General features: G+C 71.5%; 19 protein-coding genes. 9 read left to right on the top strand and 10 right to left on the bottom strand.

The genetic code is table 11. From position 1 onward, the window contains the following. Window positions 1-78: 78 nt before the first annotated feature. Window positions 79-1,101 (bottom strand): glycosyltransferase family 2 protein, encoded by a 1,023-nt coding sequence (locus ABD067_RS11985; protein WP_343895529.1) that lies wholly within the window; start codon window positions 1,099-1,101, stop codon window positions 79-81. 229 nt (window positions 1,102-1,330) lie between these two features. Here ABD067_RS11985 and ABD067_RS11980 point away from each other — a divergent pair, with 229 nt between their 5' ends. From ABD067_RS11980 to ABD067_RS11970, 3 genes are all read left to right on the top strand, one after another. Then, window positions 1,331-2,884 (top strand): oligosaccharide flippase family protein, encoded by a 1,554-nt coding sequence (locus tag ABD067_RS11980; protein ID WP_343895528.1) that lies wholly within the window; start codon window positions 1,331-1,333, stop codon window positions 2,882-2,884. Window positions 2,885-2,956: 72 nt separating this feature from the next. Then, window positions 2,957-4,288: a hypothetical protein gene (locus tag ABD067_RS11975; protein WP_343895527.1), complete on the top strand. Its 1,332-nt coding sequence runs from the start codon at window positions 2,957-2,959 to the stop codon at window positions 4,286-4,288. 265 nt (window positions 4,289-4,553) lie between these two features. Continuing rightward, window positions 4,554-5,597: a glycosyltransferase family A protein gene (locus ABD067_RS11970; RefSeq protein WP_343895526.1), complete on the top strand. Its 1,044-nt coding sequence runs from the start codon at window positions 4,554-4,556 to the stop codon at window positions 5,595-5,597. Window positions 5,598-5,666: 69 nt separating this feature from the next. Here ABD067_RS11970 and ABD067_RS11965 read toward each other — a convergent pair whose 3' ends face one another. Then, a complete protein-coding gene (locus ABD067_RS11965; RefSeq protein ID WP_343895525.1) occupies window positions 5,667-7,853 on the bottom strand; it encodes a carbohydrate-binding domain-containing protein in 2,187 nt (728 codons plus the stop codon). Between the two features lie 359 nt (window positions 7,854-8,212). On the opposite strand from ABD067_RS11965, the gene ABD067_RS11960 reads away from it, so the two are divergent. Continuing rightward, a complete protein-coding gene (locus tag ABD067_RS11960) occupies window positions 8,213-9,208 on the top strand; it encodes a glycoside hydrolase family 26 protein (protein WP_343895524.1) in 996 nt (331 codons plus the stop codon). A gap of 128 nt (window positions 9,209-9,336) precedes the next feature. Here ABD067_RS11960 and ABD067_RS11955 read toward each other — a convergent pair whose 3' ends face one another. Beyond that, window positions 9,337-10,050, bottom strand: a complete 714-nt coding sequence (locus ABD067_RS11955) for a sugar transferase (RefSeq protein WP_343895523.1) — start codon at window positions 10,048-10,050, stop codon at window positions 9,337-9,339. A gap of 240 nt (window positions 10,051-10,290) precedes the next feature. Between ABD067_RS11955 and ABD067_RS11950 the strand changes: the two genes are divergently transcribed. Continuing rightward, window positions 10,291-10,539 carry a hypothetical protein gene (locus tag ABD067_RS11950; RefSeq protein WP_343895522.1) on the top strand — a complete coding sequence of 83 codons (249 nt, stop codon included), beginning with the start codon at window positions 10,291-10,293 and terminating at the stop codon, window positions 10,537-10,539. A gap of 103 nt (window positions 10,540-10,642) precedes the next feature. Here the strand turns inward: ABD067_RS11950 and ABD067_RS11945 are convergent, their stop codons facing one another. From ABD067_RS11945 to msrA, 4 genes are all read right to left on the bottom strand, one after another. Beyond that, entirely contained in the window at window positions 10,643-11,818 is a 1,176-nt protein-coding gene (locus ABD067_RS11945; RefSeq protein ID WP_343895521.1) for an aminotransferase class V-fold PLP-dependent enzyme, read from the bottom strand. Window positions 11,819-11,962: 144 nt separating this feature from the next. Beyond that, window positions 11,963-12,217: a hypothetical protein gene (locus tag ABD067_RS11940; RefSeq protein WP_343895520.1), complete on the bottom strand. Its 255-nt coding sequence runs from the start codon at window positions 12,215-12,217 to the stop codon at window positions 11,963-11,965. Between the two features lie 136 nt (window positions 12,218-12,353). Beyond that, window positions 12,354-12,791 (bottom strand): peptide-methionine (R)-S-oxide reductase MsrB, encoded by a 438-nt coding sequence (gene msrB / locus ABD067_RS11935; protein WP_343895519.1) that lies wholly within the window; start codon window positions 12,789-12,791, stop codon window positions 12,354-12,356. 18 nt (window positions 12,792-12,809) lie between these two features. After that, complete coding sequence (gene msrA / locus ABD067_RS11930; protein ID WP_343895518.1) at window positions 12,810-13,376, bottom strand: peptide-methionine (S)-S-oxide reductase MsrA; 567 nt, start codon at window positions 13,374-13,376, stop codon at window positions 12,810-12,812. A gap of 330 nt (window positions 13,377-13,706) precedes the next feature. Here msrA and rpoD point away from each other — a divergent pair, with 330 nt between their 5' ends. Beyond that, window positions 13,707-15,548, top strand: coding sequence for an RNA polymerase sigma factor RpoD (gene rpoD / locus ABD067_RS11925; RefSeq protein WP_456305247.1), 1,842 nt, complete (start codon window positions 13,707-13,709; stop codon window positions 15,546-15,548). Window positions 15,549-15,716: 168 nt separating this feature from the next. Continuing rightward, window positions 15,717-16,688, top strand: coding sequence for a Bug family tripartite tricarboxylate transporter substrate binding protein (locus ABD067_RS11920; RefSeq protein ID WP_343895516.1), 972 nt, complete (start codon window positions 15,717-15,719; stop codon window positions 16,686-16,688). A gap of 57 nt (window positions 16,689-16,745) precedes the next feature. Here the strand turns inward: ABD067_RS11920 and ABD067_RS11915 are convergent, their stop codons facing one another. The 3 genes from ABD067_RS11915 to ABD067_RS11905 all read right to left on the bottom strand — a co-directional run bounded on the left by ABD067_RS11915 (window position 16,746) and on the right by ABD067_RS11905 (window position 19,147). Further along, entirely contained in the window at window positions 16,746-17,177 is a 432-nt protein-coding gene (locus ABD067_RS11915; protein ID WP_343895515.1) for an OsmC family protein, read from the bottom strand. Between the two features lie 205 nt (window positions 17,178-17,382). Continuing rightward, window positions 17,383-18,084, bottom strand: a complete 702-nt coding sequence (cysE, locus tag ABD067_RS11910; RefSeq protein ID WP_343895514.1) for a serine O-acetyltransferase — start codon at window positions 18,082-18,084, stop codon at window positions 17,383-17,385. 19 nt (window positions 18,085-18,103) lie between these two features. Then, window positions 18,104-19,147: a cysteine synthase A gene (locus ABD067_RS11905; RefSeq protein WP_343895513.1), complete on the bottom strand. Its 1,044-nt coding sequence runs from the start codon at window positions 19,145-19,147 to the stop codon at window positions 18,104-18,106. Window positions 19,148-19,371: 224 nt separating this feature from the next. Between ABD067_RS11905 and ABD067_RS11900 the strand changes: the two genes are divergently transcribed. Beyond that, entirely contained in the window at window positions 19,372-20,118 is a 747-nt protein-coding gene (locus ABD067_RS11900; RefSeq protein ID WP_343895512.1) for an ImuA family protein, read from the top strand. Window positions 20,119-20,797: 679 nt separating this feature from the next. Then, a partial coding sequence (locus ABD067_RS11895; RefSeq protein ID WP_456305246.1) for a Y-family DNA polymerase occupies window positions 20,798-21,344 on the top strand: 547 nt, incomplete at its 3' end.

Below are 21,344 nucleotides of genomic sequence, written 5' to 3'. Positions count from 1 at the left end.
CGTCTCGCCCCCGGCGCCGACCGGGGCCTGTCGCCGCGGACAAGGGCGGGCGCAACAGAACCGCTTCCATGGTCGACGTCACGGTTGGTGGGCCAGCCGGGCCGTTCCCCGGCGCCGCGCTGCGAACAAGGCCATGGCGGCCCGGTAAAGAGGCGGGCGGAGGAACTCGCGGTAAGCGGCGAAGGCGGCGAAGCAAGCCAGGGCGACGGACATGGGCAGGCGGACCCCGGCTCGCTCGGCGTATCGTGCCCAATACTTGCGATAGAAGTAGCCCGTGTAGTGCACGGACCAGCGGATCCGCTCCAATGCCGGCGCGCCGCGCTGGCCGCCGGTGCGAACCCGCGAAGGGCTCAAGTGTATGCTATGCACGTCGTTCGTAACGACTATCTTGTGGCCGTTGACGAAAAGGTTCATTTGGAAATCTGTTTCTTCCCTGTAGCCGTTGCCTTTGGCGTATTCGGGATCGAAGCCGTACCGGCGCACGAGTTCCGTCCGGGTGACGATCACGGCATTGGTGAACGGAAGTTCCTTGTCCCCTTGGAAGCGCGCGCCATTGACGACCTCGCACAGCCAAAAGCGGAACGGCGCCGACGTCCGCATGCCCATCCCGAAACGCCGTAGGGCGGCTTCGGGCGTTTCGCCTTCCAGCATGTACACGCGACGACCGGAAACCGCCCCGGCGCCTTGCTCGATCAGCTTGCGCAGGCAGGTGCGGGCGTATCCGGCCTCCAGCATCTCGTCGTCGTCGCAAAACAGGACGTACCGGCCGCGCAGCGCCTCCACCCCGCTGTTCCGGCACGCCGAAGCGCCTTGCCGTTCGGCGTTGCGCAACACCACCGTGCGCACCCCGGGGTGGCGCGCCGCGAGGTCGGCCAGCACCGCTTGGGTGTCGTCCGTGCTGCCGTCGTCCACGAAGACGATTTCCTCCACCCCTTCCTGGGCGTAGAAGCTGGGCGCCACCACGCGCAAGGTGTGGGCGCGGTTGCGCGTGGGCACCACCATGCCCAAGCCGCCATCGGCACCCGGCACCTCGCCCGGCGCCCCGCCCGGCGCGGCCGGTATGCCAGGGGCCGAGCCGTGCTCCAACCGTCCGTGTGACACTCCGAAACTCCCCTGGAACGCTGCCAGTCGTGGGTCGATTATCGCTTAACCCAGTGTAGAACGGACACACGAAATCCCGCGAGCGGCGAACAAGAAAAATTGCCGAGCGCCAGCCGGACTTGCCTGCTAGGCACATAGCCACCGCGATGCACGCGGTCCGCGCGCGGATTTCGTATGCGATCTCGCGGCGACCCACCCGAGCTCTTCAGGACATCGGCCCGCGCCACCCATGACGGACACATCCCTTCGCATGGGTGGCGCCGCCGCCGCCCGCGGGTGGCGGAAGCCACGCACCCGGCCCGCGGCGGCCCCGCCGGCCGGAACCACCGCCCCCCGGACGGACCGCCGCGGCACGGCGGCCTCCATGGCTTGGACCGTCCTGGAAAGCGGCGGAATGACGGCCGTTTCGCTCGTCACCCTCGTGGTCTTCGCCCACCAGCTCGCGCCCGCCGAACTCGGCAGCGCCGCGCTGGCGTTCAGCCTGGTCTCCCTCCTCACATTGCCGGTAGAGATGCTCTTCCAGGACGCGCTGGTCCAGCGGCGCGACGCCGGGACGCGGCATTTCGACACCGCCTTCACCGTGTCGCTCGGGCTGGGCGTCGGGCTGTGCGCCCTCTGCTGGTTGTGCGCCGACCTGGTCGGCGCCGCCGTGGGCGACCCGCAAGCGGCCGCCGCACTGGGCTGGATGAGCCTGAGCCTGCCCGCATCGGGCTTGGCCGGGGCGTTGATCGCCCGTAACAGGCGCGAATTCCGCTTCCGCGACCTCGCGGTCTGCTCCTTCGCCGGGCGCTTCGTCGGCGGCGCCACCGCGGTCGCCATCGCCCTGTTCGGCGGCGGGATGTGGGCCCCCGTGGCCCAGCAGGTCCTCGCCGTCGCGCTCCCGGCCGTGCTGCTCTGGGCGGCCACCCCCGAGCGGCCGCGGTTCGGCTTCGGGCGGCAGGAGTTCCGCGACCTGTTCGGCTACGGCCTCAGCGCGCTGGGGACCAACGCGGTGATCATGGTCATGCCGCGCTTGTTCATGCTCCAGGTCGGCGTGGTGCTCGGGACGCACGCGGCCGGGTACTTCAACCTCGCCTTCCGCGCCGTGGACGTGCTGCGCGACGTGGCGACGACGGCCATTTGGCGGGTGGTCTTCCCCCTTTTCTCGCGGCTCGGCGAGGCCCCGCGCGTGCTGCGGCGCGCCTTCGCCGGGGCCGCCGAAACCACCTGCGCCATCGGCTTCCCAATCTTCGCCGGCCTAGCCGCCGTGGCGCCGGAGGTGGTGGCCGTCGTGTTCGGGCCGAAGTGGCTCGAAGCCACGCCCGTCGTGGTGGCGCTGTGCGGCGTTGCCATGATCCACCTCGTCCGGCTCTACGCCTGGGCGGCGGTTTCGGCGCTCGGGCGGCCGCTCTACCCGCTGCCCGGCCAGTTCGTGGAAGCCGCCGTCGTGCTCGCTTGGCCTCTGCTGGGCGCCGCGTCGGCCGGCGTAGCGGCCGCCGCCTGGGTCCTCAGGTCCCTGCTCGCGTGGCCGGTGGACGCTTGGATGCTGCGGCGCGCGAGCGGCCTCGGCATCAAGACGCAGAACCGCGGGCTCCCCTCGATCGCGCTCGTGGCCGGGGCGATGGCGGGGGCCGTGGTGGCGCTCGGCGCGATGCTGCCGGCTTCCCTGCCGGGCCCGGTGCGCCTCGCCGTCCTCGTCGCGTTTGGTGCGGCGGTCTACGCCGCGCTGCTCGCGCTGGCCAGGCGCGACGTCGCGCGCCGGCTCGTTTCCATGGTCGGTTCGGTCGTGTTCCGTGGCCGCTAGCGCCTCCCGCCACCCCCGCCCGCCGGCCGGGAGGGCGCCCCGGACGGGCCGCGCGTCGGTTGGAGGCCCCGCATGAGTCAGTTCGTCGGCGCGTCCGGAAGGCGGCCCCCTCCGAACGCCGCGGTCCGCAGGGCCCTCGACGGCGTGGCGGCGGCCCACCCCGTCGCGTCGGCCGCGCCGGGGAGCGCCGCCGCAGCCGATGGGGCGATCCGCTTCACGGTCTGGGTCCTGCTGGCGTCGTTGCTGCTCCAGCGCTTCGCGATCCCGATAGGCGAGCTGCCGCTCAGCGTCGTCGCCCCGATCGGCTTGTTGTGCGGGGCCTACTGGATGGTCAGCGGCGTCCTCGTGTTCGACCGCCGCCGCGTCGTCGCGCTGCTGGTCATCGCCGTCATGGGCTGCCTCAGTTCCATCGTGTCCATGGCGGGGAGCACGGCGCGCCTCGCGGCGATCAGTTGGACTTCGCTGGCGCAGTTCCTGCTGCTGAGCTCCTTCGCGCTGCTCGCCTTCCGCGAGCCGGTGGACGAGGAGCGCTTCTTCCGAGCGATCAACCGCTGGATCTTCTTCATAGGCGTGGCCGGCATACTGCAATTCTTCGCGCAGTTCGCCGGCGTTTCCGTGTTCGCCTTCTCGGATTACGGCTTCCCGATCAAGTTCACGCAAGAGTACGTCTTCTACAACACCGTGCAGACGGCCGGCGCCAGCACGGTGATCAAATCCAACGGCTTCTTCCTGGTCGAAGCTTCCATCTACTCGCAGATGGCGGCGATGGGGCTCTGCATAGAGCTCGTCTACTTCCGTCGGATGCGCCACCTCGCAGTCTATGCGCTCAGCCTCATCGTGGCGATTTCCGGCACGGGTTGGATGGTGCTGGGGGCGTTCGTCGTCGGCGCGGTCATCAGCATGGGCCCGCGCGGGGCCGTGATCGGGATCGTCGCCCTGGTGGTCCCCACCTTCGCGCTGGGCGTGCTCGCGTTGACCCAGCCCGACCTGTTCAACTACTTCGTCAACCGCGCCGGCGAGTTTTCGTCGCCGGGCAGCAGCGGGCACCTCCGGTTCGTCACGCCGTTCTGGGCATTGGCCGACGTCCTGGACGAAACGCCGCTGTCGCTGCTCATCGGCGGCGGGGCCGGCGCATCGGAGAGGCTCTACACGCAGCTCTCCTACGCCTACAACATCAACACGCCGCTGAAGATCGTGGTCGAGTACGGGCTGCCTGGGCTCGTCGCCTACCTCGCGCTGTTCCTGGCGGCCGACCGCACCCCGCGCCAGTCGGCGCTCATGATGCCCGCGATGGTGCTGTTCCTGTTCACGGGCGCGTACTCGCAGTTCGCGCCGATCCTGTTCCCGATCCTCCTGATCACGTCGGTCGCGCGGTTGCGGCCTAGGGCGCCGGACCACGCCTGATCGGGGGCCCAGCGCCAACTGCCGTCACAGTGGCGGGCGTCGGAAGGGACGCGGGGCGGAGCCAGCGCAGGCTCGTCCCGCTTGACGCCCGCCTTCGGCTGCAGCGTCCCGCGCAACGGATGAACGGCGCCTTCATTCCTGCGTTAGATCGAACTCGCGGGTGTTTGAACGGCGGTACGTCGCCCTCCGGTGGTTTTGGCTCGCAAGCCGCGTCCGGATGGTTGAGAACGCGGCATGATCAACGCGCACCTCCGGACCCGCTGCCATGGATGAACTCATCACCATCAGCATCCCGACTTACCGGCGTCCGTCGCTGCTCCTGTCGTGCCTGCAGACCTGCTTCATGCAGGATCACCGGCCCCTCGAGATCGACATTTCCGACAACTCCCCAGACGACCAGACCGGGCGGCTGGTGCGGCAGATCACGCCGCCGCCGGGCGTCACGCTCCGGTACTGGAGGAACGAGGGGTCGCTGGGGCCGGTCCGCAGCGTGCAGAAGCTCTTCGACAAGGCGAGGGGGCGGCGCATCCTGCTCCTGCACGACGACGACGCCCTGCTGCCCGGCGCGGTGAGCGCGCTCAACGCGGGTTTCGAGCTGTCGCCCGACGTCGTGATCTCGTACGGCCTGCTGGAAGTCACGGACGAGCGCGGCGAACTCATCCCGGAGGAGACCGAGCGCGACAACGCCAACGCGAAGCGCACCCGGGACCAGACGGGGCTGCGCCGCGACCTCCTCACCTGCGCGTTCTGGCGCCACGTACCGCCCAACGGCTTCCTGGTAGACGCCGAGGCCGCGCGCCGGGTCGGCTATCGCAGCCGCGAGGAGATCGGCCTCGCGCAAGACACCGACTTCGGCATCCGCCTCGCGGAAGCCTACCGCGGCTCCGGCGCCTTCGCGTTCATCGACCGGACGGTCTCCCAGTACCGCATGGTCAACACCAGCCAACGCTTCAACGAGCCCGACACCTGCTGGAAGTTCTACGACGCGGTGGAGCGGATGGAAGGCCTGGCGCCGGACGAGGAGCGGGCGCGCGAGTGGATGCTCTCGCAGATCGCGCGGGCCGCGGTGATCGAGAACGCGCTGGTGCGCCGCCGCGGCGCCGCGTGGCGCATCTTCCGGTCGCGGCACTACCCCCGTCCGGAGGGCTGGGCGAGGACGCTCTACGTCCTCGGCCTGCTCGCCATGCCCGAAAGCTTCCGCTCTCTCCGCAGGCTTCTCGGCGCGGCGAAGCCGGATCTCGTGGCGCCGCCGCCCTTCACGCCGCCCCCGGCGCTCGCCCCGGCCCAGGCGCTCCACTCCAGCGCCTGACCTCACAAGCATCGGGGCGGCGCGCGGACCCGCCGCGCGCCGCCCCATCCGCCCGACCGCTCGCGGCGGTCAGGCGATCAGGAAGTCGTTCCCGAGGCTGGCGAGGGTCAGGCCCTTCAGGGTGACCAGGGCGGCGTAGCCGTCGCCGCCGCCGTCGGCGTCCACCGAGACCAGCACGCCGCCGGACACGGCGCTCGCCTTGGCGAAGCCGCCGGCCGCCAGCTTGGCGTAGTTCTGGCCGGTGGCGGCGAACACGCCGCGCAGGTCGAGGCGGTCGCCCTCCGCGAGGCCGAAGTCGGCGATGGTGTCGCCGCCCTCGCCCGCCGACAGGAAGGCGAAGCGGTCGCCGCCGGCGCCGCCGGTGAGCACGTCCGCCCCGGCGCCGCCGAGCAGGTAGTCGTTGCCGGCGCCGCCGTCCAGCCTGTCGGCGCCGGCGCCGCCGTTCAGCGCGTCGTTGCCGCCCCCGCCCGAGAGCGTGTCGTTGCCGCCCAGGCCGCGCAGCCGGTCCGCCCCGGCCCCGCCCGCCAGGGCGTCGGCGCCGGACGTGCCCGCCAAGTCGAGGTTCCCGGTGGTCGCGGCCGCCTCGGTGAAGGAGAAGCCCGCGCCGCCGTTGCCCATCAGGTCGCGCGCCGCGTTGGCCACCGCCGCGCCGTTGTAGCTGGCGCTGTCGACGTAGAGGTTGCGGTCGGCCGCGGCCGAGCCGCCCCAATCGTCGTTGAGGAAGGTGACGACGACGTCGTGCTTCCCCGAGGCCCAGTCCCCCTTCACCGTGACAGTGTCGGACTTCCCGCTGCCGTGGAGCGCGGTGGCCGTCAGCGTGCCGCCGATCTGCTTGCCGTCGACGGAAACCGTGTACTGCGCGTTGCCGTTGAAGGCGTCCTGCGAGATCTTCAGCACCAGCGAGTCGGAACCGGTGCCGACGGCGATGTTCGAAGCGGTCCCCGTCGCCGGCGGCGGCGTCGACGGCGCGCTCGCTTCGGTGAAGGAGAAGCCGGCGCCGCCGCTGGCCAGCAGCGCCTTCACCGCGCCGGGCACCGCCGTGCCGTTGTACGTGGCGGCGTCGAGGTAGAGGTTGCGGTCGGCCGTGGCGGCGCCGCCGTAGGCGTCGTTGAGGAAGGTGACGGTGACGGTGTGCGCCCCGGCCGCCCAGTCGCCCTTCACCGTGACGGTGTCGGAGTCGCCCGTGGCGTGGGACGCCTTGGCGGTCAGCGTGCCGCCGATCTGCTTGCCGTCGACGGAGACCGTGTACTGCGCGTCGCCCTGGTAGGCGTCCTGGCTGATCTTCAGCACCAGCGTGTCGGTGCCGCTGCCGACCGACACGTCGATCGGCTTGGCCGGCGGGGTGGTGGGGTTCGGCGCCGGGTCCGGTTCGGTCGGCGTGGGGACCGTGCCGCCGTTCTGGATGCCCTCTTGCATCATCTGCTTCAGCTTCGCCGCCGAAGCCGATGGGCCGCCGTCGGACAGGAGGCCGTCGTAAGCGGATTTGCTGTTCCAGTAGTCGGCGTAGACGACGTTGTGCTCCTCCATCCACGCCTGCATCAGCTCGATGTACTTGGCGCCGTCGTAGCCGTCGCCGGGCACGCCCCACTCGCTGATGGCGATCGGCTTGCCGTGCTGCGCGGCGAAGTCGGCCACCCAGGCCAGGCCGCGGCTCATGCCGTTGACCGCGCGGTCGAAGGCCGCGACGGGGTCGGTGCCCGAGTACTGCGTGTGCCAGTAGACGTCCTGCGAGATCACGTCCACGGCCTCGTCGCCCGGGTACCACTGCGTCACCTCGCCGCGGTCGGGCACGAAGTCCCAAACGATCTTGAAGCGCGGCGAAACGTCGTGGAAGGCGTCGGCGAACTGCCCGAACGCCTTCTTGTAGGCCTCCGGGTCCTCCTTGGCGTGGCCGGTCCAGGGGAACCACTCGCCGCCCAGTTCCCAGGTGGTGCGGACGTAGATCGGGTCGCCGTCGCCCGAACGCGACGCGAGGATCTTCTGCGCCCAGTCCGTGTGCTTGTCGCGGTGCTGCCCGTTGGCGACCTCGCGCATGGCGCCGACGCCCCCGCTGTCGGGCCAGGCCGGGATCGACCAGTTGATGTGCCGCCCGGTGCCGCCGAGGAAGCCGGAGGTGAGCTGCCACCCCGGATCCGCGTCGCCCCAGCTCTGGCTGCCGGTGAAACCGAGGACGCCGTCCACCGGCTTGCCGAGCCAGCCCTCGAACTGCTTCAGGTCCGCGGGAAGGTTGCCGATGAACACACCGAGCTTGGTCATGAGGCGTTCTCTCCTACGGTGATAACATTAAGGTTTCATCTACCGTAGGTTATACATTATTTCACCTTTGCGGGCACGCGGAATCGTTTCTTGATCGAGATTGTAAGCTGTGCTATTATGAAATGTTTCAGCCTTTGAGCGCTTCGCGGCCCAGGACGAGCCGCCCGCCTCCCGCGGCCGCCCCCGCCATGCGGCGGCACCTGATCGATTGGTGCGGACCGGCCCGTGCGCATCGCGCGGGTGCCCCCGTCGGCGGGAAGGGCATGAAGGGCTAAGCTGCCATGTCCGGGTGGGACCGGGTACTCGCTCGTGAGGCAGGGCTGCTGCCCTGGGCGGAAGGCTTGCGACGGGAGGGGACGATGACGGATGCGGAGCGCGACACCACCCGTCGCCAAGCGATCGGGCTCGCGCTGGCGGGGGCGGCCGCCCCGCTCCGCAGCGCCGGCTCGCAACCGCGGTCGCCGGACGCCGCGGGGGGACGCGCGACGACCGACAAGAAGCCGCCCTTGCTCGGCGTGTTCGTCGGCAACACCCTGGAGGACGTCCCGGCTTTCGAACAGTGGCTCGGACGGGAGGTCGACGGCGTCCTCGGCTTCACCGGCGGGACCGGTTGGGCCGAGATCGGGGACCCCGGCTGGTTCATCGAGCTATGGTCGCGGATCGACCGGCCGGTGTTCTGGTCGGTGCCCCTGGTCCCCGCCAGGGACCGGCGCGCCCTCGACGACGCCGCGAACGGCATCCACAACGCCGTCTACAAGAGGGCCGCCCGGAAGCTCGCGGCGTTTCGGCCGCAAGACGACCGCGTGTTCATCCGCACCGGCTGGGAGTTCAACGGCGATTGGTTCCCGTGGTCCGCGGCGGGCCGGGAACGGGCTTTCGTCAACGCGTTCAGGCAGTTCGTCGACAGCTTCCGCTCGGTGTCGAACAGGTTCCGCTTCGAGTGGAACGTCAACATGGGCGCCAGCAAAACCGATCCGGAACGCTGCTACCCGGGGGATGCCCATGTCGACGTCGTGGGCATGGATTTCTACTGGCACCTGCAATACACGTCGCCGGACCCGCTGGAAGCCTGGGACAAGATGCTCAGCGGGGACCACGGCCTCCGGTGGCACCAGGATTTCGCGGCGGGGCGCGGCAAGCCGACCGCGTACTCCGAGTGGGGCGTCACGACCGACAACGCCGAGCCGATCCTCGAACGGGTCAAGGCGTGGTTCGACGACCACGACGTCCTGTACCAGACCTACTGGGATTCGAACGCGGGCTTCCCGGGCAAGCTCTCGCGCGGGTCGTTCGCCGGGACCGGCAGCGCCTATGTCAGGCTCTTCTCCCAGCGCGAGCCGCGCCGCGGGGCCTGAAGCGGTGGCGCCGCCCAGGCCCGACCCAGTCGGTGCCGGCTGGTCGACCGGCGCGCCCGCCAAGGCGTTCAGACCCGTTGCGGGCTGACCGTGGTCAGCCTGGAGCCGGCCCGTGCTCCGCCGGACCGCTAGTAAGCACCCCGGCAGCGCAGCACCACGATCACGGTGAGGGCCAGGAGCATGATGTCTTTGCGCAGCGAAGGATTCCGCGCGTATTGCGAGTCGAGCGCGACGCGTTGGCGGTAGTCCACGTCGGAGCGGCCGCTCACCTGCCAGGGGCCGGTGACGCCTGGGCGGACCGAGAGGTAGTCGGCGGTGGCCGCCGCCGGCGCGTAGTGCTGGTCCAGTTCCTCTTGGACGACCGGACGCGGACCGACGAGGCTCATGTCGCCCCGGAGCACGTTGAGGAGCTGCGGCAGCTCGTCCAGCGACGTGGCGCGGAGCAAGCGCCCGATCGGCGTCACGCGCGGGTCCCGGCGTAGCTTGCGCGTGGCCTCCCATTCGGCACGGGCCGAAGGGTCGCGGGCCAGGAGCTCGGCGAGGAGCCGGTCGGCGTCGGTGCGCATGCTGCGGAACTTGAGGCAGCCGAAGGTCCGGCCGCCCCGCCCGACGCGCTTGTGGGAGTAGAAGGCGGGCCCGCCATCGGCCGCAACGATAGCGCTGATCGCCAGGAACACCGGCAACAGGACGAGGAGCATCGCAGCGGACAGGGCGATGTCCATCGCGCGCTTCGACGCCGGGCGCAGCACGACTGACCAAACGCCGCCGTGGCGCCGCTCCGGGCCGCTAAGCGCCTCCGGCGGTGGTTGCGGGCTGTCGAACGCCAAGTTCCGCACGTGCATCACGCTCCCGCTCCATCGCCGGCACCGCCAAAGGCGGCCTGCAGCGGCTTACTACACCCGAAACGATCGTCCCAAGAACTCAAGACTTGGTTTCTTGCTTTTTGTTCATCCGGACCCTGATCGAGTCGCAAACGCAAGCAGCCGCAGAGACCACACGCCCGGTTTGTCCGCCATGCATTGTTGGAACGCAATTAAGGCTATTGTGAAACACAACCTAGTTACATCTTCATAGAACCATACGTGTTTGCCGCCCTGTGGTTGATTATTCGGCGGGTTATCGCCATAAAGTTGTTAGTGAGCTCGGGCCATCGTGTGGCGATGCCGTTTGTAGCCGCGGAGGGGACCCTGCCAGGCGAGCACCACGACAGCGGCCGCTTCGACCGGGAGCCGGGCGGCGTCGACGGACTGGCCCCGGCGAAGGGGATCCTCGTCGGCCTGGCGTCATCGATTTTGTTCTGGGTCGTCGTGTTCGCGGCTTGGTGCCTTTGAGCGCGACCGCTCCGATCGCGCCCGGCGGTGGCCGGCCGCCGGCGCACGCGGCGGGATGGCCGTCCCCCGCCGTCCTGCCGCGCCGCGGGGCGGTTCGGCCCGCCTACTGTAACAGCCTCCGCAACGCCGCGACGAACCGGTCCACGTCCCCTTCGTCGTTGTAAACGTGCGGGCTGACGCGCACGCGGCCCACGCGCGCGGCGACGTGGACGTTTTCCGCGGCCAGCCGCTCCACCAGCCCTTCGGGCATCCCTGCCGGCAGTTCCAGGCACAGGAGGTGCGGCGCCCGCAGCCGCGGCTCCGCGACCGCCAGCCGCACGCCGCCGCCGCCCGTCGCGTCGTTCAGCCCTTTCGCCATTCGGTCCGTCAGCGCCCGCAGCCGCGCCGCGATGGCATCGGCGCCCCAGGCCGCCATCATCTCCATGCCCACCGCGGCCATTTCCAACGAAACGAAGTGGTCGCGCTCGCCCATGTCGAAGCGGCGCGCGCCGGGCGCGAAGGACAGGTCGCGCAGGTACGGCACCCGGTCGGCCGCGACGCCCCGCCGGCCGTGCGCCGTCTGCTCCAGCGGCAAGGCCCCTTCCCCCTGCCGACGCTTGGCCACGTAGAGGAAGGCGCGTCCGTAAGGCCCGAGCGTCCACTTGTAGGTGGGGAACGCCAGGAAGTCGGGATCGAGCGCCGCCACGTCCGTCGGCACCACGCCGGCCGCGTGGGTCGCGTCCACCACCAGCGCCGCGCCCCGCGCGCGCAACGCCTGGGAAACGCCTTCCAGCGCCAGCGTCCCGCCGTCCGACCAGTGCACGGACGACACGGAAGCGACGGCCACCGGCGGCGCGCCTGGCCGCTCGATGGCGTCCAGCAACGCCGCGGCCCAGTCTCCGTCGCCGGGCCGCCGCACCGTTTCCACGGCGAAGCCCTCCGCGGGGGCGCGTGTCAGCCACTCCAGCACCGGCGAGGAATGGTCGTCCTCCAGCACCAGCGCGCGCGAGCCGGCAGGGAGCGGGCCGAGCGCCTTGCCGGCCGTGGCCACGCCGTAGCCCACCGACGGGACGAGGGCGACATCGCCGGGGTCGGCACCGATGAGCCGGGCCGCCGCCGCGCGGGCGCGCTCGTGTTGCGCGGCGGCGAAGTCCGGCGCCAACTCCCAAGGGCGTCCCTTGCGCGCAACGCCCGCGCGCCCGGCCTGCTGCACGGCCAAGGGCAGCGGGCTCCAGCCGGCGGCGTTCAGGTAGCAAACATCGCGCGGGATATCGAACAGCGCCCGCTGGCACGGCAGCATCGTTTCAAAGCCTCCTCGCCGGTGGTGAACCGGCGCAGGCTAGGGCCGCGGCTCAACGGTGCCCAGGCGCGGCGGCCCCGGCAACGGACGTTCCCCCTTGCCCGCCCACGGCAGGAACCGGCCGCCGGGGAGCATGGCGGCGCCTCAAAGGAACGGGCCGCTGTCCCAGTGAACCCGCTGGTAGAGCGGCACGGCCTCGCTGACGCGGTGGATACCGGGCAGGTGGCGGTCCACCGCGCCTTCCGCTGAGTTGAACAGGCCGAAGCCCTTCAGCAGCTCGCCCGGCCGGCCCAGGCGCGCCAGCCGCGCGCCCCGCCACGGCGAGGTCCGCGGGGACGAAGGCGTAGGTGCTGGCGTGGAAAGGCTGTCCGCGAGGGTGCCGGTTTCGAGGTCGGCCACGCCGTCGGCCGGCTAACCGGCGCTGGCCAGCATGTGGTGCCATTGCAGCACGAATCCGCCCGGGCCCAGGCCGAACAGCACGCCGGCGGAGACGGGGAAGGCCCCGGCCTCCCGCACGGCGTCGCCGTCCAGGCGGTCAGCCCTCCTGCGGCTCGAATCGCATCGCCGCGCCGTTCATGCAGTACCGCTGGCCTGTGGGCTTCGGCCCGTCCGGAAAGACGTGGCCGAGGTGCCCGCCGCAACGGGCGCAATGGACCTCCGTGCGCGTCATGAACAAGCTGCGGTCGGTCTGGGTACCGACCGCGCCTTCCCCGATGGGCGCGTAGAAGCTAGGCCAGCCGGTGCCGCTCTCGTACTTGGCGCCGGCGTCGAACAGCGCCTGCCCGCAACCGGCGCAAAGGAAGGTGCCAGGGCGCTTCTCCCCGTTGAGCGGGCTGGAGCCCGGCCGCTCCGTGCCGTGCCCGCGCAGCACGCGGAACTGCTCGGGCGACAGTTCCCGGCGCCACTCGTCCTCCGGCTTCTGCACCTCGTAGGTCTCGGCGGGCGCGGCGGTTTCGCGCTTGAAGAAGGCCATGCGTCCGGTCTCCCCGTGTCAGGCCGCCGGCCGCTTCACGCGGTCGGCGAATGTCTTGCGGAATTTTTGCACCTTGGGCGCGACCACCGCTCGGCAATAACCGCTCCAAGGATTGCGGGCGAAATAGTCCTGGTGCTCGGGCTCGGCCGGGAAGAACTCGGTGAAGGGCACGAGCTCCGTCACGGGCGCCCCGTCCCAGACCCCGGCCCGGGCGACCTCGGCCATCACCGCTTCGGCGGTGCGCTTCTGCTCCTCCGAATGGAACAGGACCACCGATCGGTACTGCGGCCCCACGTCGGCGCCCTGCCGGTCCTTCGTGGTCGGGTCGTGGATGGTGAAGAACACCCGCAGCAGGTCAGCGAAGGAAAGCTCCGCCGGGTCGAACTCCACCTGCACCACCTCGGCGTGGCCGGTCCCCTTGCCGCAGACCTGCTCGTAGGTCGGGCTGGGCAGGTGCCCGCCGGCGTAGCCCGAAACGACCCGGCGTACGCCTTTCAGGCCGCGGTAGACCGCGTCCAGGCACCAGAAGCACCCGCCGCCCAGAGTCGCCGTTTCAATTTGCCCCGCGTTCTTCTCAGAACCCATGTCCGCCTCCTGCGCTCTGTTGATAATTGGTGCGCCTGGAACCCGGCGTCAGGAGCGTAGAAAGCATTCGCAGGCGAATCGCGCATCTGGGGTTGTGGTTGGCAGGAAGCCGCACCAACTTATTGAGTTAAGCCAACAAACCTTGCTCGCGGCGCCGAAAGTGGGTGTCCGGCGGGGCCATGTAGGTTTATTAATGTGGGATGACGCGCCCGGCGGCGCGCTCCCCTCTACCGGACGGAACCGGCAAGCCCGCCCCCGCGGGCTTTTGGCCGTCGTGGTGAGGGGGAGTTCGTCCGGAGTCCGGGCCCAGAAGCGGGAGCGGGTCGGCGGATGGATGGCATGTTCACGTATGGAGCCACGGAACGGACCGGGGACGCGGAAACGCTTCCCTTGGAGGTGCGCTGGCCGGCTTTCGCCGAGCTGCTGGCGCGAGGCCGTGCCCGCGGACGCGTGACGCGCGACGAGTTCGAAGCCGCGCTGCCGCCCGGCCAAGTCTCGCAAGAAGACATCGACGAGGGCTCCGGCGTGCTGGAGGAGTTGAGCATCGACGTAGTCGAGGCCGAGCGCGACCAAGCGGCCGACGACGAGGTGCCCAATGCCGCCGCCTCCGTGGCGCGCGTCGAGGAGGAGGACGAGTCCGGCGCCACCGCCGTCGACACCGCCCTGCTCGGCCGCACCGACGACCCGGTCCGGATCTTCCTGCGCGAAATGGGCAACGCCGCGTTGCTGACTCGCGAAGGCGAGATCGCCGTCGCCCAACGCATCGAGGCCGGCCGGGACACCATGCTGGCGGCGCTCGGCGAAAGCCCGATGACCCTCAACACGCTCACCGCGTGGCGCGACGCCGTGGCGCAGGGCCGCTTGCCGTTGCGCGAGGTGATCGAGCTGGAGGCGATGGCCGCCGACGCCCCCGTGGGCCGCGACGACGACGAGGGCGAGGCCGCCGCCCCCGACGCGCCGCACACCACGCTGGAAGAGCGCCTGAAGCCCGAAACGCTGGCCGCCTTCGCCGCCGCGCTGGACGCCGGCAAGAAGCTGCGCCGTCTCAAGAACCAGGGTGCCCGCCACGCCGGCCGGCAAGAGTTGGCGCGTCTGGTCAAGGACCTGCGCCTCCGCCCCGCCCGCACGGAGGAGCTGGTCGGCAACCTGCGCGCGGCCAACCGCCGCTTGGTGGCGCTGGACGGCAGGGCGCTGCGCCTCGCGCTCGCCGCCAACATGGCGCGCGAGGAATTCCTGTCGCTCTGGGACGGCAGCGAAGAGGCCGTGGAGCGGATGGCGAAGGCCGCCGCCAAGGTGCGTCGCCAAACGCAAGCCCGCCTCAACACGCTGCGGAGCGGCTTGGAGGAGGTGCGCGCCGAGGTCGCCAAGCTGGAGAGCGATGCTTGCCTGCCGGCGCCGGAACTGCGCCGCGTCCACACCGAAGTCAGCCGCGGTGAGCGCGAGATGCGCCGCGCCAAGGAGGAGATGACGCGCGCCAACCTGCGCCTCGTCGTCCACATCGCCAAGAAGTACCGCAACCGCGGTCTGATGTTCGGCGACCTGATCCAGGAGGGCAACATCGGCCTGATGCGCGCGGTCGACAAGTTCGACTGGCGCCGCGGCTTCAAGTTCTCCACCTACGCGACCTGGTGGATCCGGCAGGCCATCACCCGCTCCATCGCCGACCAGGCGCGCACCATCCGCGTGCCCGTCCACATGACGGAAACGGTGGTGAAGGTGGCGCGCATCGGCCGGCGCCTGGCGCAGGAGAGCGGCCGCGAGCCGACGCCGGAGGAGCTGGCTGACAAGCTCGGCATGCCGCTCGACAAGGTGCGGACGGTGCAGCGCCTGGTGCGCGAGCCGGTCAGCCTCGAAGCGCCGATCGGCGACGAGGAGGAAGGCCGCCTCGGCGACCTGATCGAGGACCGCAACGCGGTGATGCCCTTCGACGCGGTGGCGCAGACCAACCTGCGAGAGGCCGCCTCCAAGGTGCTGGCCGACCTTACGCCGCGCGAGGAGCGCATCCTGCGGATGCGCTTCGGCATCGGCATGAACACCGACCACACGCTGGAGGAGGTGGGCCGCACCTTCAACGTGACGCGCGAGCGCATCCGGCAGATCGAGGCCAAGGCGCTCCGCAAGCTCCAGAACGGCACCCGCGGCCGGCGGCTGCGGAGCTTCCTGGAGGTCTGAAGACGGCGTGCGGCAGCGGGGCGCCAAGGCCCTGCTGCCCCGACCACTGGCTCCGTGTTCTCCCTAAACTGAAACATTGTAGAAAGCTACTAGACGAATTCGCTTTCAAGTTGACGCGGCATAGGCGGCCACGGCATCGTCCGGGGACTTCATTCCGCAGGGGTTCCTATGCGCCGCCGTCAGGTCCTCGGGTTGACCGCCGCCGCCCTCGCCGCGCCCTCCGTCCTGCGTGCACAGAACGCCGCGTGGCCGGAGCGCCCGCTCCGCCTCATCGTGCCCTTCCCGCCGGGCGGTTCGACCGACACCATGGCCCGCATCATCCAGCCGAAGCTCTCCGAGGTGCTGGGGCGCCCGATCGTCATCGAGAATCGGGGCGGCGGGTCCGGTTCCGTGGGCGCGACCGAAGCGGCGCGCTCCGCGCCGGACGGCCATACTTGGTTGCTCGCCTACGACAACGAGGCGACCAACCAGACGGTGATGCGCCTGTCCTACCGCCTCATGCAGGCCTTCGCCCCGGTCAGCTTGGTCGCAACCGGCCCCCTGGCCATGGTCGCCCACCAGAGCACCCCTTGGAAAAGCTTCCAGGAGGTCGTCTCAGCCGCCAAGGCGGCGCCGGACACGATCAGCTACGCGAGTTCGGGCATCGGCGGCCTCGCGCACGTCTCGACGACGCTGTTGCAGCAGCAGGGCGACTTCAAACTGACGCACGTGCCTTACCGTGGCGGCGGGCCCGCCTTGCAGGACGCCCTGTCCGGCCAAGTGCCGCTGTTCATGTCCAACGTCGTCATCATCAGCCAGCACATCAAATCCGGCGCGCTGCGCCCGCTCGGAGTCACCACCGCCGTCGAGACGCGCCACGTGCCCGGCGTGAAGAGCTTCGCCCAGCAGGGCTTCGCCGACTTCGAGGCGCCGACCTGGTGGGCCATGCTCGGTCGCGCCGGCACGCCCGAGCCGATCCTCCGGCGCATGAACGACGCCATGCAACAGGTCCTGTCCACGCCCGAGATCCGCGGCCGCATCGAGGAGCAGGGCGCGGACGTGGCGGCGGGCGGCCCGGAACGGTGCCGCCGCTTCCTCAACGCCGAAGTCACCAAGTGGGGCCGGGTGATCCGGGACAACAACATCACCCTCGATAGCTGACGCGGCCTGGGAGGGGCCGGGCCGCGCCGGACCCGGTCCCTCCCTGTCGCCCGCCGATCAGCCCAGCGTGGCGTCGAGCGTGATGGCGGCGTTCAGCACCTTGGACACCGGGCAGTTCGCCTTGGCCGCCTCGGCCAGCTTGTGGAACTCGTCCGGGCCACACCCGGGCACCTTGGCCTGCAGCTTGAGCGCGACGGCCTTGATCGCCCAGCCGCTCCCCTCCTGCTCCATGGAAACCCGCGCCTCGGTGTTCAGGCTCTCCGGCGTGTGGCCCGCGCCCTGGAGCTGGAAGGCCAGCGCCATGGTGAAGCAGCCCGCGTGCGCCGCGGCGATCAGCTCCTCCGGGTTGGTGCCCGGCCCGTCGGCGAAGCGGGTCTGGAAGCCGTAACGGGCGTCCTTCAGCACGCCGCTCTGCGTGGAAAGCTGGCCCGTGCCCTCCTTGCCGGTGCCCTGCCAAGCAGCCTTGGCCGTGCGGTGGATGGTGGCCATGCGCGGTGTCTCCTCTTTCCCTGAGGCGGGTCACTTGGTTGGTCGAGCCGGTCGGAAAAGGGGCGGAAACGCTCACCCCGCCACGACGGAAAGGGCACACCGCCCCGCGCCGACGCCCGAACCGCGCCCTCCGCATCCGAAGCGGCCGACCAGAACGGACAAGGCAGCGAGTCGGAGGAGGTCTTCGCCCCCTCCCCCACCGCCGCTACTCCGCCGCGCGCACGTCGTTCGCAGCGCTGCGCCGCCGCAGCTCCGCCATCTCGGCCCTGAGGTTCGCCACCTCGGCGCGCAACACGGCCATCTCCTCGCCCACCGGGTCGCAAGGCTTCTCGCCCAGGCCGTAGCCGGGCGAGGCGCCGCCGGCGAAGGGCGGCGCGGGCATCACCCGGTTCTCCCCCGGCGGCCGCGCCGGGATGCCGACCACGCTCGCGCCCGCCGGCACGTCGCCCACCACCACCGCGTTGGCGCCGATCCGCGCCCCGGCGCCCACCGTGATCGGCCCCAGCACCTGCGCGCCGGCGCCGATCGCCGCGCCGTCGCCCACCGTCGGGTGTCGCTTGCCGCCGTGCCCGGAAGCGTCGAGGCTCAGGCCGCCCAGGGTGACGCCGTGGTAGATCAGCACGTCGTCGCCGACCTCCGCCGTCTCGCCGATCACCACGCCCATGCCGTGGTCGATGAACAGCCGCCGGCCGATCCTGGCGCCGGGGTGGATCTCGATGCCGGTGACGAAGCGCGAGGTGTGCGACACCATCCGCGCCGCGGTCCGCCACCCCGCGCGGTAGAGCGCGTGCGCCAAGCGGTGCACCAGCACCGCCTGCACCCCCGCGTAGCAGGTGAGCGCTTCCAGCCAGGTGGGCCGGGCCGGGTCGCGGGCGCGGATGGCGCGGGCGAGTTCGAACAGTTCCATCAGGGTCTCCCGACTCCCGTCACGCCAACCAGGACGGCACCGGCAGGTCGCGCGCCCGCAGGAATTCCGGGTTGAACAGCTTGCTTTGGTAGCGCGCCCCGCCGTCGCAGAGAATCGTCACCACCGTATGGCCGGGCCCCATCTGGCGCGCGACTCGAATGGCGGCCGCCACGTTGATGCCGGCCGAGCCGCCGATCGACAACCCTTCGTGCTGCAACAGGTCGAACACCTGCTCCAACGCCTCCGGGTCCGGCACCTGCACCGCGTCGTCGATCACGCCCCGCGCCGGCTCCAGGTTGCCGGGCACGGCGGTGGCCTGGCCGATGCCCTCGGTGATCGAGTTGCCCTCGGCCTTCACCTCGCCCGTCTTGACCCAGGAGTAGAGGCCGCTGCCCATCGGGTCCGCCAGCACGATCCGCACGCCGGGCTTCTTCCCCTTCAGGAAGCGCGCCACGCCGGCCAGCGTGCCCCCGGTGCCGCAGGAGCAGGTGAAGGCGTCCACGCGCCCCTCCGTCCGGTCCCAGATCTCCGGCCCCGTCGTCTTCTCGTGCGCCTCGCCGTTGGCGAGGTTGCCGAACTGGTTTGCCCAGACCACCCGCTCGCCCCCCGCCGCCATCTCCTCGGCGATGCGCCGCGAGGTGTTGACGTAGTGGCCCGGGTCGCGCAGCGGCTTGGGCTGCACCAGCCTGAGGTCGGCGCCGATCATGCGGAGGAAGTCGAGCTTCTCCCGGCTCTGCGTTTCCGGCACCACGATGATCGACTTGTAGCCGCGCGCGTTCGCCACCAGCGTCAGGCCGATGCCGGTGTTGCCGGCCGTGCCCTCCACCACCGTCCCCGGCTCGCCGGGCACGAGTTGCCCGCGCCGCTCCGCGTCCTCGATGATGCCCAGCGCCGCGCGGTCCTTCACCGAACCGCCGGGGTTCATGAACTCCGCCTTGCCCAGGATCTCGCACCCCGTCGCCTCGGAAGCGCGGCGCAGGCGGATCAGCGGCGTTTGGCCGACCGCGCCGGCGAATCCGTCCACGACCGGGACCAGGGTGGGGTGTTGCGAATCGGCCGTCATGGGTCCTCCCGGGCGGTCCGGTGATGTGGTGGCGGATGGCGCGCGCGCTCAAGGTCTCCCCAACGGGCGATGCCCACGGCCGGTTTTCGACAGCACTTGGCATCCGCGGGCGTTTCGCGAAAGGGAGTGCTTGACCGAACCCGCTTCGTTCAACGAACATAACGTGAACACAGCCACGCGGTCCCATGCGCCAACCTCCCGATCATAGCCTGCCCGACCGCGACATGGACCGCCCCGCCCTGATTTCGGCGCTGCGCGCCCGCATCGCGCGGCTGGACCGGAGCGGCGGCGCGGCGGCGGACGGCGGCCAGGGCATCCCCTTGTGCGAATCGGTGGACGCCGCCCTCCCCGGCGGCGGGCTGTCCCGCGCCGCGGTGCACGAGGTGCTGGCCGCCGAACCCGGCGCCGCGGCCGGCTTCTGCGCCCTGGTGCTGGCGCGCGCGGGCGGCACCGTGCTGTGGATCGCGCCCGAGCCGGACGCTTGGCCACCCGGCCTCGCCCGCTTCGGCCTTTCGCCCGCGGACCTCGTGCTGGTGCAGGCGCCCCGCCCGGTGGACGGCCTTTGGGCGATGGAGGAAGCGCTGCGCTGCCCCGGCGTCGCCGGCGCCCTCCTGGTGCTGCGCTCGCTCGACCTCACCGCCGCGCGCCGCCTGCAACTGGCCGCCGAAGCCGGCGGCGCGGTCGGCCTCCTCCTCCGCCCGGACGAGGAGGAAGAAGCGGGCGGCGGCGCCTCCGCCGCCCTGACGCGCTGGCGGATCGGCGCCCTCGCCGGCACCGGCGGCGCCGCGGCGCACGACCTCGGCGACCCGCGCTGGAGCCTCGACCTGCTGCGCTGCCGCGGCGGCAGGCCGGCGAACTGGCGCGTCGTCTGGCGCGGCGCGGCGGAGCGGCTGGAACGGGACGAGGACGCCACCGAAGCCGATCAGCCCGCACGCCCGGTCCGCGCCGCCGCCACCGCGCGCCGCCGATGAGGACCGGACGGGCAGGAACCTGCCGCGCGACGCCCGGAGCGCCGCCGACCCGGCGATCCCGCGGCTTGAGCGCGCCCCCCGCACGAGCCCCCGCCGTCCCGCCCGGTTTTGTCCGAACGGCGCGATGCCCCCGCCGCGCCCGCGGGCTTCGGTCGAGCGAGGCGACTGCCCTCCCGTGCCCGGCCTTCGTCCGGACGCGACGGCGTCCCTTCCGCGTCCCGCGGATTTTGTCCGGAAGCAGCATCGCCTCCGCCCCTCCCCACGGATTTCGTCCGAAAGGCGCACCGCCTCCGCCGCGCTTGCGGGTTTCGTCCGAACGGGGCGATGCCCCCGCCGCGCCCCGGGAATTCGTCCGAACGCCGCGGCGCCTCCGCCGCGTCCCAGGAATTCGTCCGAACGGCGCAACGCCTCCGCCGCGTCCCGGCGTTCCGTCCGGACGGCGCGGCACCGCCGTCCAGCCACCGGATTCCACCCGGGCGGCCCGACGCGCCCGCCGCATCATCGGGTTTCGTCCGAACGGCGCGACGCCTCCACCGCGCCCCGGGAATTCGTCCGAACGGCGCCGCGCCTCCGTCCCACCACCGGACTTTGTCCGAAAGGCGCGCCCCGCCCGATCCGCTTGCGGGTTCGGTCCGGACGGCCCGCCGCCGCGTCGGCTTCGCTGCCGGACGCCGCACCGATGAGGCGGCGCTGCTGCCGCCCCCCCGCGCTCGGCGGCGTCGAGCCGAGGCCGGCGCCGGCGGCGGCGCAACTCGCGCTGCCGACGCCGACGCCCCACGCCGCCCGCCGCCGCGTCCTGGCGCTGCACCTGCCCTGGTTGCCGACCGAGCGCCTGCGCCTCCCTGGCCCGCTCGCGGTCTGGACGACGGAGGGCAGCAAGCGGGTGCTGGCGGCGGTGGACCCGGCGGCGTTCGAGGCCGGACTGCGGCCTGGACAGGCCTTGGCGGACGCGCAGGCGATCCTACCGGACGTGGCGCTGCGCCCCGCCGAGCCGGAGGCGGACGCGGCGTGGCTCGGGCGCCTCGCGCTCTGGGCGCTCTGCGTCACGCCGCTGCCGGCGGTGGACCCGCCGGACGGGTTGCTGCTCGACGTCACCGGTGCGGCGCACCTGCGCGGCGGCGAGGCGGCGCTGCTCGACGCGGTGGCGGCGCGTTTCGCCCGCGCCGGGGTGACGGTCCGGGCCACGGTCGCCGGCACGCCGGACACCGCGGCGGCGCTGGCGCGGG

This window comes from Craurococcus roseus (assembly GCF_039523795.1).
In the GTDB taxonomy this organism is placed as follows: Bacteria; Pseudomonadota; Alphaproteobacteria; order Acetobacterales; family Acetobacteraceae; genus Craurococcus; species Craurococcus roseus.
The sequence above is the reverse complement of the archived record's forward strand: the minus strand, read 5'-3'. Positions and strand labels throughout refer to the sequence as shown.

Excerpts from the sequence above, each read along its gene's own strand:
- ABD067_RS11980 (WP_343895528.1), top strand. The coding sequence starts at position 1,331 with ATGACGGACACATCCCTTCGCATGGGTGGCGCCGCCGCCGCCCGCGGG.
- ABD067_RS11975 (WP_343895527.1), top strand. The coding sequence starts at position 2,957 with ATGAGTCAGTTCGTCGGCGCGTCCGGAAGGCGGCCCCCTCCGAACGCC.
- ABD067_RS11970 (WP_343895526.1), top strand. The coding sequence starts at position 4,554 with ATGGATGAACTCATCACCATCAGCATCCCGACTTACCGGCGTCCGTCG.
- ABD067_RS11965 (WP_343895525.1), bottom strand. The coding sequence starts at position 7,853 with ATGACCAAGCTCGGTGTGTTCATCGGCAACCTTCCCGCGGACCTGAAG.
- ABD067_RS11960 (WP_343895524.1), top strand. The coding sequence starts at position 8,213 with ATGACGGATGCGGAGCGCGACACCACCCGTCGCCAAGCGATCGGGCTC.
- ABD067_RS11955 (WP_343895523.1), bottom strand. The coding sequence starts at position 10,050 with ATGCACGTGCGGAACTTGGCGTTCGACAGCCCGCAACCACCGCCGGAG.
- ABD067_RS11945 (WP_343895521.1), bottom strand. The coding sequence starts at position 11,818 with ATGCTGCCGTGCCAGCGGGCGCTGTTCGATATCCCGCGCGATGTTTGC.
- msrB (WP_343895519.1), bottom strand. The coding sequence starts at position 12,791 with ATGGCCTTCTTCAAGCGCGAAACCGCCGCGCCCGCCGAGACCTACGAG.
- msrA (WP_343895518.1), bottom strand. The coding sequence starts at position 13,376 with ATGGGTTCTGAGAAGAACGCGGGGCAAATTGAAACGGCGACTCTGGGC.
- rpoD (WP_456305247.1), top strand. The coding sequence starts at position 13,707 with ATGGATGGCATGTTCACGTATGGAGCCACGGAACGGACCGGGGACGCG.
- ABD067_RS11920 (WP_343895516.1), top strand. The coding sequence starts at position 15,717 with ATGCGCCGCCGTCAGGTCCTCGGGTTGACCGCCGCCGCCCTCGCCGCG.
- ABD067_RS11915 (WP_343895515.1), bottom strand. The coding sequence starts at position 17,177 with ATGGCCACCATCCACCGCACGGCCAAGGCTGCTTGGCAGGGCACCGGC.
- cysE (WP_343895514.1), bottom strand. The coding sequence starts at position 18,084 with ATGGAACTGTTCGAACTCGCCCGCGCCATCCGCGCCCGCGACCCGGCC.
- ABD067_RS11905 (WP_343895513.1), bottom strand. The coding sequence starts at position 19,147 with ATGACGGCCGATTCGCAACACCCCACCCTGGTCCCGGTCGTGGACGGA.
- ABD067_RS11900 (WP_343895512.1), top strand. The coding sequence starts at position 19,372 with ATGGACCGCCCCGCCCTGATTTCGGCGCTGCGCGCCCGCATCGCGCGG.